Source organism: Aureibacter tunicatorum (assembly GCF_036492635.1).
In the GTDB taxonomy this organism is placed as follows: Bacteria; Bacteroidota; Bacteroidia; order Cytophagales; family Cyclobacteriaceae; genus Aureibacter; species Aureibacter tunicatorum.
The window spans coordinates 4,036,365-4,051,614 of record NZ_AP025305.1 but is presented as its reverse complement, the minus strand read 5'-3'; the positions used below and the strand labels follow the sequence as shown (position 1 = coordinate 4,051,614).

Sequence of the window (15,250 nt, the reverse complement as noted above, 5' to 3'; positions counted from 1 at the left end):
ATGAAGTTTTTAAGAGAAGGACTAGATAAAGTAAAACCTCATTTTGAAAAGGGAGGTAAGTTAGAGAAGTACTACTATCCTTTTGAGGCGATAGAGACGTTCTTGTTTGCTCCAAATCATACTACTCCAAACAAAGGCGCTCACATTAGAGATGCTATTGATTTGAAGCGTTTGATGACTACGGTAATCGTAGCGATGATTCCATGCTTGTTGTTTGGAATGTGGAATGTTGGATACCAACACTTTCTAGCGACAGGAGAAGCTGCTACTTTCGGCGAGCAGTTTTTGTTAGGAGCGATTCATGTATTGCCTATTGTTGTAGTTGCATATGCGGCAGGTCTAGGTGTTGAATTTGTTTTTTCTATAGTGAGAAAACACCCGATCAATGAAGGTTTCTTGGTGACAGGAATGTTGATTCCTTTGATTATGCCGGTGACGATTCCTTTATGGCAGGTGGCTTTGGCTACGATTTTCGCTGTATTGATTGGTAAAGAAGTATTTGGTGGTACAGGTATGAATATCTTGAACGTAGCTTTGACTGCTAGAGCGTTCTTGTACTTTGCATACCCTACAGATATCTCAGGTGAAGTTTGGACTTATTTCGGAAATGCTACTCCTTTAGAAGGGTACACTGGAGCAACGCCTTTGGCTATAGCGCAGTCTACTCCTGCTGGAGAGTCAGTAGTTGACGCGATTCAAAATGCATCCTTTATTAAAGGTAGCGCATTCGTAGACTTATTCATGGGATACTTGCCGGGATCAATTGGCGAGACATCTACTTTGATGTGTTTGATTGGTGCTGCATTGTTGATCTTGACAGGTGTTGGAAGCTGGAAAATTATTCTTTCCGCTTTTGCTGGCGCTTACGGAATGGGATTGTTGTTTAATGCTTTATCATTGAATCCTTACATGGCTATGCCTGCTGAATATCAATTGGTGATCGGTGGATTGGCTTTCGGTATTGTTTTTATGGCTACAGACCCTGTAACTGCTGCTCATACTGAACTAGGCAAGTGGATTTATGGTGCGTTGATAGGAATATTGACAGTTATCATACGTGTAGTTAACCCTGCATACCCTGAAGGTATCATGTTGGCCATCTTACTAATGAACGTATTTGCGCCATTAATTGATCATTACGTTGTTCAAGCTAATAAAAATAGGAGGTTACGTCGTGCGACAGTCTAATTCATACATTATTATCTTTTCCATTGCCATGACAGTTGTTGTGGGTGGATTGTTGTCTCTTGCTGCTGTGGCATTGAAGCCTATGCAAAAGATTCAGGTTGAACTTGACACTAAAAAGTCTATCTTGAAATCGGTGATGACTTTGTCAGGAACAGAAAATGTTACCGAGATTTACAATAACAGAATTGTTTCTTTGGTAGTTGATGCTCAAGGTAACGAAGTGTCTGAAACTAAAGGTGGAGATCCTGTGATCGCAGAAAATGTGAACATTAAAAAAGAGTTCAAGAAAAAAGCGGATGAAAGAATATTTCCAGTATTCAAATTCGTAGCGGATGGAGACCCTAATAAAGTAGAAGCGTATATTTTGCCTATTTACGGTAACGGTCTTTGGAATAATATCTGGGGTTATATTGCGATCAATCCTGATTGGAATACTATCGAAGGTATTGTTTTTGATCACGCAGGTGAAACTCCTGGTCTAGGAGCTAGAATCACTGAAGAAGAGGTTCAGGAGCGTTACAAGAATCGTTTGCTTTTTGATCAGAATGGCAAGTTGATTTCTGTGCAAATGGTAAAAGGAGAAGGTCATCCAGAAGCTGAGCTTGGTTCTCATAAAGTGGATGGTATGTCTGGAGCGACATTGACAGCTAATGGTGTTAATGATATGCTTTACAACTACATGAGCTACTACTTGCCATATATCAAAAAGAACAAGAAGTAGGCCTTTGTATTATTCATCATTGAGATAAAGAAAATATTAAAATAATGAGTGAAGAAAATAAAAATCCGGTAACTGAAGCTAATCCTCCTGTTAAGAAGGCTAGCGAGCCTCTTTTCTCAAAGAGAAGAAAGAAGTTCATCAGCGACCCGTTGAATGATGATAACCCGATTACTATTCAGGTATTGGGTATTTGTTCTGCTTTGGCGGTGACATCGCAGCTTAAGCCGACATTTGTAATGTCAGTAGCGGTAATGTTTGTAATTATCTTTGCAAACTTGATCGTTTCAATCATCCGTAATTTGATCCCTTCCAGTATCAGAATTATCGTTCAGCTTGCGGTTATCGCAACATTGGTGATTTTGGTAGACCAGGTGCTTAAAGCTTATTTGTACGATGTGTCCAAGTTGCTTTCTGTATTCGTAGGTTTGATTATTACGAACTGTATTGTGATGGGACGTTTGGAAGCTTTTGCTATGGGTAACAAGCCTACTGACTCTGTCCTTGATGGTATCGGTAGTGGTTTGGGTTACGCTTGGGTAATTCTAGTAGTTGCTTTCTTTAGAGAGTTGTTTGGTAGTGGTTCTTTGTTTGGATTCAAAGTTTTTGAAGCTATTGGATTGGAGAACTTCCCTACAAATGGTTTGATGGTGACTTCAGTGGGTGCATTTATCATCCTAGGGCTTATCATCTGGGTGCAGAGATCGAAAACTGGTTACGTAGAACATTAATATTGAATAAAAATGGATTTAATTAACTTAGGTATAAAGTCGATTTTTATCGACAATATGGTGTTTGCTTATTTCTTGGGTATGTGTTCATACTTGGCTGTATCTAAGAAAGTATCTACTGCAACTGGTTTGGGTATCGCTGTAGTATTCGTACTTACGATTACAGTGCCTGTAAACTGGATGATTCAGGAGTACATTTTGAAAGAAGGTGCTTTGGCATGGATGAGTCCTAGTTTCAAGACGGTTGATTTGAGTTTCTTGCAGTTTATCATGTTTATTGCTGTTATCGCTTCGATGGTGCAGTTGGTGGAGATGATCATTGAGAAATTCTCTCCATCTTTGTATGGATCATTAGGTATATTCTTGCCATTGATCGCTGTAAACTGTGCTATCTTAGGTTCTTCTCTATTCATGGTTCAAAGAGAGTACACATTGGCTGAATCTACAGTGTATGGATTTTCTTCTGGTATTGGTTGGTTGCTAGCTATTATTGCATTGGCGGCTATCCGTGAGAGAATGAAGTATTCAAATGTGCCTGATGGATTGAAAGGATTAGGTATTACTATGATTATCACAGGATTGATGGGATTGGCATTCATGGGAATGTTGGGTATCTCATTGTAATTCCTTGATTATAGATTTTGGAAAGCCGGATATGCTTGCATATTCGGCTTTTTTATTTGCCTCAAATTTTTGCTTATAGTGAATTTGATTTAAATAGTGCTATTTTTGCTCAATGGAAAATATGGAAAAAATAGAATTTGAAAATAGGGTTTCAGGTTTGACGAATGAAGGCTATCATTTTGATTTTAATAAATATGTCAAGCATGGCTTTAATTTGTTCAAAAGCAACCTGCTGGCGCTTGTAGCTTTCACTTCTCTTCAAATATTATTAGTGAGTGTGGCGACTTACTATTTGGTGAAGGATGGGTTGAATGTGGAAGACATAGCAAATTTGTCTAAGAGTGAACTTAGTCCAGATGATGTGAAAGTTATAAAAGTCGTTTTCAAATATTTGATTTTGCAATTGTTGATAACATCGCCTTTTTCCGCAGGAATATATTATGGGATTAGGCTGGCTGACAAAGGCAAATCTTTCATAAGTTATGTGGATTTCTTTCAAGGAATGAAAAAGTATGGTTTGCAGATGCTATTGCTTAATATTCTATACTACTTAGTTGTTATGCTAGGCGCTATTCTTATTTTTCCAGGAATTTATTTTGGGGTTGCGTTTATGATTGCTCCGGCTATATTGGTGTCAGGCAATGCTTCAGTGCTTAGATCGCTGGAAGTAAGCCGCAAGTTGATTACCAAGCATTGGTTTTCATTTCTTGGGATAATGCTTATATACTTTTTTCTTACTTTAATTCTTAGTACCTCTTTGCCGCTACTATTGGTGTTCCTTTCTCCATTTTTTATGAGTGTAGTTTATGCTATTTACAGCGACCTTTTTTGGGAAGAGCCAGAAGTGATTGAATAGATAATTGATAAAAAGCAATAACACAGCTAACAAGTTTTATTATTGGGTAGTTAAGCTACAAAACAATAAATATGGATGAATTAGCTACTTTTGCTATTGGCTTGTTGACAATAACTAATCCTATTGGAAACATAGCGATATTTGCTTCAATGACTAAAGATTATAGCCTTAAGGATTCACGTCATATCGCCAAGGTAACATCTATCGCGGTATTTGTGATTATGTTGATTTCAATTTGGACGGGAGAAAAACTTCTTGGATTTTTTGGAATAGATTTGCCTGCTTTTGAGTCAGCAGGGGGCTTGATGCTTATGTTGTTGGGATTGTCAATGCTACAAAGCAAAGGGAATGATATGCACGGAACCGAGTCTGAAAAAAACATGAAATGCGATAAGGAATCAAAAACGTCGATAGCTGTAGTGCCGATTTCAATGCCCTTGATCGTTGGTCCTGCCACAATTACCACATTGATCGTGGCAACTCACAAATTTGAGTCCGTATTACAAAAAAGCTATCTTAGTTTGATATGTTTGGTTATAACAGCACTAATTTGGTTGAGTTTATATTTTTCTTCAACTTTGAATCAAGTATTAGGCGAAGCAGGAGCGAAAATAACGATAAGAATAATGGGAATAATTTTGACTTCTATAGCTTTTGTGATGTTGGCTAAAGGTTTGAAAGGCTTATTCCCAATATTAAACTCATAATTTATATTTTTTCAGAAATATAAGCACAAAGCTTTTCTAAATAAATTTGATCATTAGAGTCGAAGTCATTGAGTTTATCGCTATCTACATCCAATATCATTTCTACACTGCCAGATTTAATTACAGGCACTACAATTTCAGATTTTGATGCGCTACTGCATGCTATGTGTCCAGGAAATTGGTCAACATTAGGCACAAGTATTGTTTCTGCATTTTGCCATGCTGTACCGCATACGCCTTTTCCTTTTTTAATTCTTGTGCAAGCAATAGGCCCCTGAAAAGGTCCTAATACCAATTCATCATTTTTGACAATATAAAAGCCGACCCAAAAAAAGTTCATAGCTTCCTTAAGCGCTGCTGATACATTGGCTAAGTTTGCTGTAATATCGCTTTCTGTTGAAATTAGTGCTTTGATTTGAGGAATAAGCGCCTCGTATTTTTCTTTTTTACTGGCACTTTGGTCGATCAGTAATGTTTCGCTCATTTTATTAGTTTATAGATTTTTTGTTTAAGATTATATTTAATTCATCATTGTCGATCTGACTTTGACTTATAATTGAGCCTTGTATGTTAGGGGCTTTTATTCCATCCTCAAACATGGCTGGACTTTTAAAAACTCTTGCTTCATCCCATAAGCCTTCTTCGATTAAGCTTTGCAATAAAAAGGCCCCTCCCTCTATGATTATTGATTGAACTTTTCTTGAATGAAGATCTTTAAAAATATCATCAATCAAATTGTTTTCATCAACCTTAACGAATTCGAGCATGGATTTGCTATGGTCTTGATGAAGATTATAGCAAATAGTCATTTGATTTTGATCGAATAGAGTTAATTCCGGATGCAATCGTAAATGTTTGTCAAGCACTATGCGAGTAGGGTTTTTGCCATTCCAAGTTCGTACATTCAATGAAGGATTGTCGTAATGGGCAGTATTTGTAGCAACCATGATCGCGTCTTCCTCGGATCTCCATTTGTGAACCAGTTTTCTGGAAAGAGAATTGCTGATCCATTTTGAATCATAGTTTTTTCGGGCAATAAAACCATCGTAAGTTTGCGCCCATTTTAATATGATATATGGTCTTTCATTTTCATGAAAACAAAAAAATCTTTTATTTAATTGTCTTGCTTCTTGATCTAAAATACCGTGCTCCACAATGATTCCTGCATCTTTCATTTTTTTTATGCCTCTGCCGGATACTAAAGGGTTGGTGTCAAGATTTGCGACGACAACTTTCTTGACTTTATGTTGAATTAATAAATCCGCGCAAGGTGGAGTTTTTCCATAGTGGCTGCATGGCTCTAAAGTTACATAGGCAGTTGATTCTTTAAGCAAACTTTTGTCTTTTACTGACGCAATTGCATTGACTTCCGCATGAGGTTTGCCGGATTGAAAATGCCAGCCTTCTCCTATGATTTTGTCTTGATGGACAATGACGCACCCAACCATTGGATTGGGAGATGTGGTTCCTAGGCCTAGCTGAGCTAACTCCAAGGCCCTTTTCATATATTTAGTATCTTTATCTTGCATGTTGTGGTATAGCGTATTTTTAGGCGAAAAAGCTACAAGAAACTAGACTTCTTCTTGGGCAAGTTAATAAAAAAATATAGAATATGTATAGGGGGCTTGGGGTGTTTGGGTAAAAGGAAATGCCTGCTTTTATGCGAGGCAGGCATTGCATTGGTTTATTAGAGTTTTTCTCCGAAGGCTAAGTCCCCTGCGTCTCCTAGACCAGGGTATATATATGCTTTTTCATTTAGCTTTTCATCCAAAGCGCATAGCCATAATTTGAATGGAGCGTTCAATTCCTTCTTTAAGTATTCCACACCTTCTGGCGCTGCTAATGTAGCTGATATATGAATCATTTTTGGCGTTCCAAATTCCAAAACTTTGTTCAGAGACTTGCATAAAGAAGCTCCTGTGGCTAGCATTGGGTCAACGACAATTATTTCCTTGTCTGTAATGTCAGGAAAAGCGCTGTAGCCCAAGTAGATGTCGAACCCGTCCGGAGCTTCCTCATTGGCTCTTCTATAAGCACCTATGAATCCGCTGTATGACTTATCGAAAACATCTCGGAAGCCTTCATAATAAGGAAGTCCAGCTCTTAAGATGGTCATAAGTATAGGTTGATTTTCGAGGGTTTTTACATTGGCTTGGGCTAATGGAGTATTGATAGTCTTTTCTGTATAGTCCAATTCTTTGGAGATCTCGTAAGCTATCAAGTGTCCAAGTCTGCGTAAGTTGTTTCTGAAGCGCATACTGTCATGTTGCACGCGTACATCTCTCAATTCCGCTAAAAATTGGTCAGCAATCGAGGGTTGTTGATTAAGTATAAAAAGTTCTTTCACAGTGTTTGGTCTTTAATTGAAATTAAGTCAAAGATAACGATCAATTTTGACTGATCGTAAATCGGTATAATATTTTTATATCACACCGATATTGATATCTTTATAGATAATAGGGAACTACATAAAATAGTTTTGAAAATGAAATTGTTAAAAGAACTTTGTGCCATACACGCTCCTTCGGGGGAGGAGTATAGAATAAAGGAGTACTTGTTGAAATATATTGCTGAAAATAGCAAAGACTGGAAGGTTCAGCCTGAAATCATAGAAAATGGTTTTCAGGATGGTTTCATATTGAAATTTGGAAAGCCAAGAACTGCAATTTATGCTCATATGGATTCTATTGGATTTATGGTAAGGTATTTGGATCAGTTAATTCCCATCGGAGGCCCAGATGTCAAGGATGGATATAAATTGGTTGGAGAAGATAGATGGGGGCCTATTGAGTGTGTTTTGGAATTGACTCAAGATGATACATTAAGGTATAATTTTGCCAGAGGAATTGAGACGGGGACATCCTTGGTTTTCAAAAATGAATTTGTCGAAACTGAAGATGCCGTCCAGTGCTGTTATCTTGATAATAGGCTGGGTGTTTACAATGCTTTGAAAGTTGCTGAGGACCTTGAGGACGGAGCGATTGTATTTACCTGTTATGAAGAGCATGGTGGAGGATCTGCCGGCATGTTAGCTGATTATTTGTATAGGGAAGAAGGTGTTAGCCAAGCGTTGATATCTGATATTACATGGGTTACAGATGGTGTTGGTTTTGGAGATGGAGTAGCGATATCGGTTCGAGATAGATTTATTCCAAGAAGAAAATACATTGATAGAATTATTGATATTGCTAAAACTTCAGGAGTGAAATATCAGTTAGAAGTAGAGTCATCGGGAGGCAGTGATGGGAGTGAATTGCAGAAGTCTCATTTGCCTATTGATTGGTGCTTTATAGGAGCCCCTGAAGTAAATGTCCATAGCCCTGAAGAGAAAGTGGCAAAATCGGACATTCAGTCAATGATAGATATATATAAAGTCCTCATGAAGGAGCTTTGAGGGGGATATTTCAAGATAAAGAGTTTATTAATGTTTTATAACTTCAATGTTATCCGTTATATTTGCACTTCCTTTTGAGAAAGGGTGAAATTAATCATCAAAGCATGAAAGTATTAGATAAGAACTTTAAGGTATTTATTTCCCAAGAGCAAATAGCTCAACGAGTGAAAGAGCTTGGCGAGATGATATCGAAAGACTATCAAGACAAAAATCCATTGTTCATTTCTGTATTAAACGGTTCGTTTGTGTTCACAGCAGACTTGATGAGAGAGTTGGATATTTTGCCGCAAGTGTCATTCATCAAAGTCTCATCTTATGAGAAAATGAGCAGCACGGGTAGTGTGAAAGAGCATATAGGATTGAATGAAAATGTTTTCAACAGACATTTGATTCTTGTGGAGGATATTGTGGATACTGGCAATACGATAGTGAAGTTGTATGAAATGTTCAAGGAGTTGGGGCCTGCTTCTATTGAGGTAGCGTCGGCTTTATTGAAACCAGAGGCTTACAAAAAGGAAATCAATGTGAAATACGTTGGATTTGAGATTCCAAATAAATTTGTATTGGGCTATGGGTTGGATTATGATGGTTATGGTCGTAACTTGAAGGATATTTACCAATTAGCGGAATAAATTCTTTTATAAATAGATCATATATCATGTTAAATATTGTTTTATTTGGCCCTCCAGGAGCGGGTAAGGGTACGCAATCAGAGAAAATCATATCTAAATACAGCCTAACGCATATTTCTACTGGAGATTTGTTTCGCAAGCATTTGAGCGAAGGTACTGATTTGGGTAAGTTGGCTCAGAAATATATGGATGAGGGGAATCTTGTTCCTGACGAGGTTGTTATCGGTATGGTTGAAGTTAAAATCAAGGAGACAGGTGATGTTGCAGGGTTTATTTTTGATGGATTCCCGAGAACGGTAGCTCAAGCTGAAGCTTTGGATCAGTTGTTGGAAAGCAGAAATACTCCTATTTCTGGAATGGTTGCTTTGGAAGTAGAGGATGATGAGTTGAGAAATAGAATTTTGGAAAGAGGCAAGGATTCAGGTCGTGCTGATGATCAAAGCATTGATAAAATCAACAATAGAATTTCTGTCTATAAGAATGAAACTCTTCCTGTTGCCGAATTTTATAAAAACCAAGACAAATTCTACCCAATTAATGGTGTTGGAAGCATTGATAGTATATTCGAAAATATATGCGATAAGATCGATTCTTTTAAGTAAAAAAGTACAATACTGTATATATATAAGTCAGATGAGTTTCATCTGACTTTTTTTTTGCCTTTATTGTGAACAATTGCTTTGAAAATTAGTTCCATGGCAACTATTTTTTTCTTGCTCACGTTTTGAGTAGTACCCGACATCCTATAATAATAGAAGTATTTATTAGGTGTATGTTTATGCTTCCTGACAATATTTCTAGTAAAAAGCAGTTATGTAGGTAAAGAAATTTTACGTTGTAGTGTTATTGTCTTGGCTTTAAAATATTGAGTTATGGAAAATACAATTGAAAAAAAAAGGTACTCGGACGAGGAGTTAAAAGAGTTTGAGGTTATTATCAGAGAAAAAATTGAAAAGGCTCGCAAGGAGGTAGACTTTATCAAAGCTTCATTGACAAAATCCACATTAGGAGATATTAATGGCAGCTACGGTAATGTGAAAGTGCTTGAAGATGGCGCGGATACAGCAGAGAAAGAAAGCCTTAACCAGCTCGCAGCCAGACAGCAAAAATTTATAACCAATCTTCAAAACGCGTTAGTAAGAATTAAGAATAAAACATATGGCGTTTGCAAGGATACAGGAGAGTTGATTCCTAAAGAAAGACTTAAAGCTGTTCCTCATACAATGCAGACTGTTGAAGCGAAGATGAAAAGAAGGTAAAAGAACCAAAATTTATATTGGAACAGCATTACAAATATATTGAGGCGCTTATTTTTTGCGCCTCAACACCTCTTAGTATTACTCAAATACAAAAATGTTTGGAAGAAGCCTCTGGTGTGATGATTGAGAAAAGCATGATTCAAGGAGGTATTGATTTTTTAGTGGAGAAGTATAATGATGATGATTATGCTTTTTCGATTTATGAGATCAATGAAGGCTATATTTTTAAGACCAAGCCTGCATACAAGCACTTCATAAACACCTTGACCAAAGTTCAATCCAAGAAAAAGCTTTCTGCTTCGGCTTTGGAAACGTTATCGATTATAGCATATAAGCAACCAGTCACTAAAGGAGAAGTGGAAAAGATTCGTGGAGTTAATAGTGATTATGCTGTTAAAAGGTTATTGGAAAAAGGCTTGATAGAAATTCGAGGGAAATCGGATTTGTTGGGACGTCCTCTTTTGTATGGGACAAGTGATTTTTTTATGGAGTATTTTGGGCTTGCAAGCATCAATGACCTTCCTTCGCATTTGGAAAATGAAAAACTTGATAATAAGATAGGTTTGGAGCAGGAGCTTTAAGGAATAATTCTTATTTTTGTGCGTTTTGAAAATTGTGCGGAGGATAAAGTGTAACTTGTCTTCTTCATCATAATGAAATAAACTTAATACAGTAGTGATACTGAATTGACTATGAGAAATCGTAATTTTAAAAAGAACCACAGAAGCTCAAATGAGAGCGAGGTGAGGAATAAGGCTACTAGAAATAACAGAGGTAGAAAATCCAGGTTTTCTGCAACGAATAAAGAAAGTAGAAATAGCGGAGAGGAAAATATTAGAATTCCCGAATACGACTTTAAGAAGATGAAAGCTATTGAGTCTTCAAAGCATGTGAAAAAGTCATCCTCATCTTTAGATACATCCACAGATCATAAGACAAGATTGAATAAGTACATTGCCAATGCGGGAATTTGCTCCAGAAGAGAAGCTGATAAGTTGATCACTGCTGGAGAAATCAAAGTCAATGGCAAGGTCGTGACTGAATTAGGTTATAAAGTAGCTCCTAAGGATCGTGTAGAGTATGGACGCGAATTATTGGCTAGAGAAAAGAAGGTGTATGTATTGTTGAATAAGCCAAAAGATTTTATCACCACCACTGATGATCCTGAAAATCGAAAAACAGTAATGCAATTAGTGTCTAAGGCTTGCCACGAAAGAATTTACCCGGTGGGTAGGCTTGATAGACAAACAACAGGATTATTGTTGTTGACAAATGATGGAGAGTTGGCGAGCAAGCTAGCGCATCCTTCAAATAATATTAAGAAGATTTATCATGTCGAGCTCGACAAGCCATTGACAACTGAAGACTTTGATAAAATAGAATCAGGGGTGACTTTGGATGATGGTTTGGCTCCAGTGGATGATATTGGCTTGATTACCACAGATGGATTTCAAGTAGGCTTGGAAATTCATATTGGGCGTAATAGAATAGTTCGTAGAATTTTCGAACATCTTGGTTATGAGGTAGTGAAGCTGGATAGAGTTACATATGCTGGTTTGACTAAAAAGGATTTGCCACGAGGTAAATGGAGATACTTGAGTGAGAAAGAACTTATTAATTTGAAATACTTTAAATAAAAGAAAAGCTGCTTAAACAAGCAGCTTTTCTTTTATATCTTTTTTTGTCAATAGTTCTAAGAAGGCGATTACTTTTTCTTTTAAAGCTTTGGAGGCTTTTTCAAGATTGATAAGAAACTCTTCATGAGCTTCAAGCTCTCCGTCGACTAGATCCGTTACAGATTTTAGCGCCACAAATGGTGTGGAAAATTGTTCTGCTACCCAGGCAATGCCAGCGGCTTCCATTTCTTTTACAACTGACTCGTTTTCATTGATAATGTCCATGTCCGTATCGCACATGTCAAGCGAATTCCCTGAAGAGACAACTGCTTTTTTTAAGCCTATTTCATCAATAAGGTGTTCAAAGTTAGCGCTTTGATAATTTCCAATGCCATATTTATCGAATTCAGGAATTGATATTCTTCTATCGTGATTTTTGAATACAGTGCTTAGGTATACGTCACCTATTTTGCTTCCCTTGTTTTTGAATGCTCCGCAAGTTCCCGCACTGATGACAAGATCAGGATTGAATCTTTTGATGGCTGAAAAAGTTGCAATAGATGCTGGTACAGTGCCAATACTGTCAACTCCAAATCTTTTGTCTTTTCCATTAATGACTAAAGTGATTCTTGTTTCATTAATTTTTCCGGAAAAAGCTAGGGATTGAAGATTGTCATCTAGTTTTCCTAATGGATTTAAATCTAAATGATTAATGATTGGCTTGGCTTCAGCTTCCATCGCCATGATGATAAGTATATGATTCATTCTTTCGAAATCAATTATTTTTCTTCATAAATAGTTTGAAGAACTGTTCTTCCTACAGCATTCAACGTAGATTTATCGATTATTGACATATTGTCATCATGCGTATGATGATATTCGCCAAAATCATTATCATAATCTATGATGTCGATTGTTCTGATATGAGCTAATGTATTGATGTAATAATGGTCATCTGTGATAGGATATGCGATTTGATCAATGAACTTGTCGCTATAGCCAAGTTTTTGTCCTGTTTTCCATACCTTGCTTAAAATTTTTCCAGCATATCTTTCAGAAAAACCTTCCTTGAAAAATTTAGCATCTTTAGCCCCAACCATATCCAGAAGTATTCCATATCTGGCAGTATATCCTTCGTTGCGAGCATTTTTAGACCAGTATTGAGAGCCGAGACACCAAGTATCCTCTTTATGGGGGCCTTTATAAAATTGAGGTTCTCCAACATCTTCTCCATCGAAGAGAATAATGTCTATTCCAACATTCAAACCAGCTTTGTTCTGTTGAAGCAACCTTGCAATTTCAAGCAATACACCAACTCCGCTACCACCGTCATTGGCTCCCAATATAGGTTTTTTAATGTCTACACTATCCTTGTCAGCCCATTCGCGAGTGTCCCAGTGAGCGGATAACAAAATTCTTTCGGATTTTTCAGGTGCAAAACTAGCGATGTAATTTGTTAGGTAAAGTGTCTCGCCTCTGAAGTCATCCATTTCAAACTCTTGCTTGGTTACTGAGTCAGCATACTGTTTTAGCTTGCTGTATAAGTACTCCCCGCAATCTGTATGCGCTCTTGTATTTGGCACTCTAGGACCAAAATCGACTTGATCCTGAATAAATTGATACGCAGAGTCGCTGTTGAAGACAGGGACGTTTACAGGAACCGAATGGGATTCTTTTGAAGGTTTTGATACGCTTTTAGTTTGACTGCTTTGCTTTTTCGTGCAAGAGCTAAAGTTTATCGCCAATATTATGACTAAGGCGAAAACATTCAAATTTTTAATTTTCATCATATGCCCAATCGATTTTATCTTTCATGTCTTTAATTAACAGACCTTTGTCTTTAAGCTCGGACCTGATCTTGTCGACTTTGTCATAGTTTTTTGCTTCCTTAGCTTCTTTGTAAGAATCTAAAATCACAGAAATCAATCCGTCGACATCTTCTGGTTGTTCTTCAAGAATACCTAATACGTCACTCGTGAATGAAGTGAATGTCAAGATCATTCTATCGAAAACGTCCTTGCCTATTTCGCTAGGTTTAAGATTGCCAGTATTAACAGAATTGATTTTTTTAAGTAGGTTGAAAAGATGAGCAATTGTTTTCGCTGTATTGAAATCGTCATTCATGGCTCGGAAACAATTATCGCAGATGCCATTGATCTGTCCGATGACTTTTTCATTAAGCGAAACTTCAGCTTCGTTATTAGTGTACTCTAATTGCTTGATCGTTTTCAAGCCATTAGCAAGTTTTCGATAACCTTTTTGAGCACTCAATAATGCTTCGTCGGAAAAATCCAATGTGGAAGAGTAATGCGACTGAAGCATGAAAAACCTTATGGTCATTGGACTGTATCCTTTACTGAACAGAGAGTTGCTGCCTTCAATAAGCTCTTTAGGCAAGAATGAGTTGCCCAGAGATTTACTCATTTTTTGTCCGTTGACAGTAAGCATATTTGTATGCATCCAGTATTTTGCAGGCACTTCTCCGCAGCTTCCTACACTTTGAGCTATTTCGCATTCATGGTGCGGAAATTTTAAATCCATACCGCCACCGTGGATGTCAAATGTCTTGCCTAGATATTTAGTGCTCATTACGGTGCACTCAAGGTGCCATCCAGGAAATCCTAGGCTCCAAGGCGACTCCCATCTCATCAAGTGTTCTGGCGCTGCTTTTTTCCAAAGAGCGAAGTCCGCTTTGTTTTTCTTTTCATTTTGCCCATCCAAGTCTCTTGTTGTTTGCAATAACTCTTCGACAACACGTCCGGAAAGGACTCCATAATTATGCTTGTCGCTATATTTTTCAATGTCAAAATAAACGGAACCATCGGACTCATAAGCTACTCCATTGTCAATCAATGTTTGGATGAGCTGAATTTGTTCAAGAATATGGCCTGTTGCTTGAGGTTCAATGCTTGGGGGAAGGATATTGAAAGTTTTCATGGCATCATGAAAGCCATTAGTGTATTTCTGCACGACTTCCATAGGTTCCAAGTTTTCAAGCTTGGCTTTTTTTGCAATTTTATCTTCTCCCTCATCAGCGTCACCGACTAAATGTCCTACATCAGTGATATTTCGGACATAACGAACTTTGTACCCCAATTGCATAAGGTACCTGTAGACGATATCAAAGCTCATAAATGTGCGAATATTGCCCAAGTGCACATCTGAATAAACTGTTGGACCACACACGTACATGCCGGCATGGCCAGGTGTGATGGATTCGAATTTTTCTTTATTTTTAGTTAGAGTATTGTATATCCTTAAATCGGTGAGCATCAATCTTATTAATGGTTTGTGTTTAAATGAGAATGAAGTTTTCTTCTCCCATGACGCAATTTAAAAATTTGAGATTAAATAAAGAATCTTTGCGGTATTCTTTCATCATAAATGAAGCAAGAAATGGTATAATATTGCATCTCTTTGCTGTAAATGCGGAAAGTAAGTTTGCAATACAAAATATTATGTAGTAACTTTGCGAATGAATTAAGGTATGTGAGAGGAGGGGACATTTAGTCCCCTTTTTTCTTT

At 37.3% G+C, this 15,250-nt stretch carries 18 protein-coding genes; 12 read left to right on the top strand and 6 right to left on the bottom strand.

Annotated features, from left to right (window positions below; genetic code table 11):
* The 6 genes from AABK36_RS17000 to AABK36_RS16975 all read left to right on the top strand — a co-directional run bounded on the left by AABK36_RS17000 (position 1) and on the right by AABK36_RS16975 (position 4,824).
* Positions 1-1,188, top strand: coding sequence for an NADH:ubiquinone reductase (Na(+)-transporting) subunit B (locus tag AABK36_RS17000; protein WP_309940102.1), 1,188 nt, complete (start codon positions 1-3; stop codon positions 1,186-1,188).
* A complete protein-coding gene (gene nqrC, locus AABK36_RS16995; RefSeq protein ID WP_309940103.1) occupies positions 1,175-1,909 on the top strand; it encodes an NADH:ubiquinone reductase (Na(+)-transporting) subunit C in 735 nt (244 codons plus the stop codon). Before AABK36_RS17000 ends, nqrC begins: the two co-directional genes overlap by 14 nt.
* Before the next feature lie 44 nt (positions 1,910-1,953).
* Entirely contained in the window at positions 1,954-2,637 is a 684-nt protein-coding gene (locus AABK36_RS16990) for an NADH:ubiquinone reductase (Na(+)-transporting) subunit D (RefSeq protein WP_309940104.1), read from the top strand.
* 12 nt (positions 2,638-2,649) lie between these two features.
* A complete protein-coding gene (nqrE, locus tag AABK36_RS16985; protein ID WP_309940105.1) occupies positions 2,650-3,261 on the top strand; it encodes an NADH:ubiquinone reductase (Na(+)-transporting) subunit E in 612 nt (203 codons plus the stop codon).
* A 121-nt stretch (positions 3,262-3,382) separates the two neighbouring features.
* The gene (locus AABK36_RS16980) at positions 3,383-4,117 is read left to right on the top strand and encodes a hypothetical protein (RefSeq protein WP_309940107.1); all 735 of its coding nucleotides are present in this window, start codon (positions 3,383-3,385) and stop codon (positions 4,115-4,117) included.
* A 71-nt stretch (positions 4,118-4,188) separates the two neighbouring features.
* On the top strand, positions 4,189-4,824 hold the full coding sequence (locus tag AABK36_RS16975; protein ID WP_309940109.1) for a MarC family protein: 636 nt from the start codon (positions 4,189-4,191) through the stop codon (positions 4,822-4,824).
* 1 nt (position 4,825) lies between these two features.
* On the opposite strand, the gene AABK36_RS16970 is transcribed toward AABK36_RS16975, so the two are convergent.
* The 3 genes from AABK36_RS16970 to upp form a co-directional block, all read right to left on the bottom strand.
* On the bottom strand, positions 4,826-5,308 hold the full coding sequence (locus AABK36_RS16970) for a GAF domain-containing protein (protein ID WP_309940111.1): 483 nt from the start codon (positions 5,306-5,308) through the stop codon (positions 4,826-4,828).
* 4 nt (positions 5,309-5,312) lie between these two features.
* Positions 5,313-6,353, bottom strand: coding sequence for a bifunctional diaminohydroxyphosphoribosylaminopyrimidine deaminase/5-amino-6-(5-phosphoribosylamino)uracil reductase RibD (gene ribD, locus AABK36_RS16965; RefSeq protein ID WP_309940113.1), 1,041 nt, complete (start codon positions 6,351-6,353; stop codon positions 5,313-5,315).
* A gap of 158 nt (positions 6,354-6,511) precedes the next feature.
* A complete protein-coding gene (gene upp / locus AABK36_RS16960) occupies positions 6,512-7,171 on the bottom strand; it encodes a uracil phosphoribosyltransferase (protein ID WP_309940114.1) in 660 nt (219 codons plus the stop codon).
* A 138-nt stretch (positions 7,172-7,309) separates the two neighbouring features.
* Between upp and AABK36_RS16955 the strand changes: the two genes are divergently transcribed.
* The 6 genes from AABK36_RS16955 (at position 7,310) to AABK36_RS16930 (ending at position 11,746) form a co-directional block, all read left to right on the top strand.
* Positions 7,310-8,218, top strand: a complete 909-nt coding sequence (locus tag AABK36_RS16955; protein WP_309940115.1) for a M20/M25/M40 family metallo-hydrolase — start codon at positions 7,310-7,312, stop codon at positions 8,216-8,218.
* A 104-nt stretch (positions 8,219-8,322) separates the two neighbouring features.
* On the top strand, positions 8,323-8,850 hold the full coding sequence (gene hpt, locus AABK36_RS16950; RefSeq protein ID WP_309940116.1) for a hypoxanthine phosphoribosyltransferase: 528 nt from the start codon (positions 8,323-8,325) through the stop codon (positions 8,848-8,850).
* A 26-nt stretch (positions 8,851-8,876) separates the two neighbouring features.
* Positions 8,877-9,452 carry an adenylate kinase gene (locus tag AABK36_RS16945; RefSeq protein ID WP_309940117.1) on the top strand — a complete coding sequence of 192 codons (576 nt, stop codon included), beginning with the start codon at positions 8,877-8,879 and terminating at the stop codon, positions 9,450-9,452.
* A gap of 270 nt (positions 9,453-9,722) precedes the next feature.
* Positions 9,723-10,109, top strand: a complete 387-nt coding sequence (locus AABK36_RS16940; protein WP_309940118.1) for a TraR/DksA family transcriptional regulator — start codon at positions 9,723-9,725, stop codon at positions 10,107-10,109.
* Positions 10,110-10,126: 17 nt separating this feature from the next.
* A complete protein-coding gene (gene scpB, locus AABK36_RS16935; protein WP_309940120.1) occupies positions 10,127-10,690 on the top strand; it encodes an SMC-Scp complex subunit ScpB in 564 nt (187 codons plus the stop codon).
* Positions 10,691-10,801: 111 nt separating this feature from the next.
* Positions 10,802-11,746, top strand: a complete 945-nt coding sequence (locus tag AABK36_RS16930) for a pseudouridine synthase (protein ID WP_309940122.1) — start codon at positions 10,802-10,804, stop codon at positions 11,744-11,746.
* Positions 11,747-11,758: 12 nt separating this feature from the next.
* On the opposite strand, the gene AABK36_RS16925 is transcribed toward AABK36_RS16930, so the two are convergent.
* The 3 genes from AABK36_RS16925 to cysS are packed head-to-tail and all read right to left on the bottom strand — an operon-like array spanning position 11,759 to position 14,998.
* Positions 11,759-12,490, bottom strand: a complete 732-nt coding sequence (locus tag AABK36_RS16925; protein WP_309940124.1) for a phosphorylase family protein — start codon at positions 12,488-12,490, stop codon at positions 11,759-11,761.
* 14 nt (positions 12,491-12,504) lie between these two features.
* Entirely contained in the window at positions 12,505-13,515 is a 1,011-nt protein-coding gene (locus AABK36_RS16920; RefSeq protein ID WP_309940127.1) for a M28 family peptidase, read from the bottom strand.
* Entirely contained in the window at positions 13,502-14,998 is a 1,497-nt protein-coding gene (gene cysS, locus AABK36_RS16915; protein WP_309940128.1) for a cysteine--tRNA ligase, read from the bottom strand. Before cysS ends, AABK36_RS16920 begins: the two co-directional genes overlap by 14 nt.
* Positions 14,999-15,250: the final 252 nt, after the last annotated feature.

Bases quoted from the DNA above. Each gene is read 5' to 3' on its own strand.
- AABK36_RS17000 (WP_309940102.1), top strand. From the start codon at position 1: ATGAAGTTTTTAAGAGAAGGACTAGATAAAGTAAAACCTCATTTTGAA.
- AABK36_RS16990 (WP_309940104.1), top strand. From the start codon at position 1,954: ATGAGTGAAGAAAATAAAAATCCGGTAACTGAAGCTAATCCTCCTGTT.
- nqrE (WP_309940105.1), top strand. From the start codon at position 2,650: ATGGATTTAATTAACTTAGGTATAAAGTCGATTTTTATCGACAATATG.
- AABK36_RS16980 (WP_309940107.1), top strand. From the start codon at position 3,383: ATGGAAAAAATAGAATTTGAAAATAGGGTTTCAGGTTTGACGAATGAA.
- AABK36_RS16975 (WP_309940109.1), top strand. From the start codon at position 4,189: ATGGATGAATTAGCTACTTTTGCTATTGGCTTGTTGACAATAACTAAT.
- AABK36_RS16970 (WP_309940111.1), bottom strand. From the start codon at position 5,308: ATGAGCGAAACATTACTGATCGACCAAAGTGCCAGTAAAAAAGAAAAA.
- ribD (WP_309940113.1), bottom strand. From the start codon at position 6,353: ATGCAAGATAAAGATACTAAATATATGAAAAGGGCCTTGGAGTTAGCT.
- AABK36_RS16955 (WP_309940115.1), top strand. From the start codon at position 7,310: ATGAAATTGTTAAAAGAACTTTGTGCCATACACGCTCCTTCGGGGGAG.
- hpt (WP_309940116.1), top strand. From the start codon at position 8,323: ATGAAAGTATTAGATAAGAACTTTAAGGTATTTATTTCCCAAGAGCAA.
- AABK36_RS16945 (WP_309940117.1), top strand. From the start codon at position 8,877: ATGTTAAATATTGTTTTATTTGGCCCTCCAGGAGCGGGTAAGGGTACG.
- AABK36_RS16940 (WP_309940118.1), top strand. From the start codon at position 9,723: ATGGAAAATACAATTGAAAAAAAAAGGTACTCGGACGAGGAGTTAAAA.
- AABK36_RS16930 (WP_309940122.1), top strand. From the start codon at position 10,802: ATGAGAAATCGTAATTTTAAAAAGAACCACAGAAGCTCAAATGAGAGC.
- AABK36_RS16925 (WP_309940124.1), bottom strand. From the start codon at position 12,490: ATGAATCATATACTTATCATCATGGCGATGGAAGCTGAAGCCAAGCCA.
- AABK36_RS16920 (WP_309940127.1), bottom strand. From the start codon at position 13,515: ATGATGAAAATTAAAAATTTGAATGTTTTCGCCTTAGTCATAATATTG.
- cysS (WP_309940128.1), bottom strand. From the start codon at position 14,998: ATGCTCACCGATTTAAGGATATACAATACTCTAACTAAAAATAAAGAA.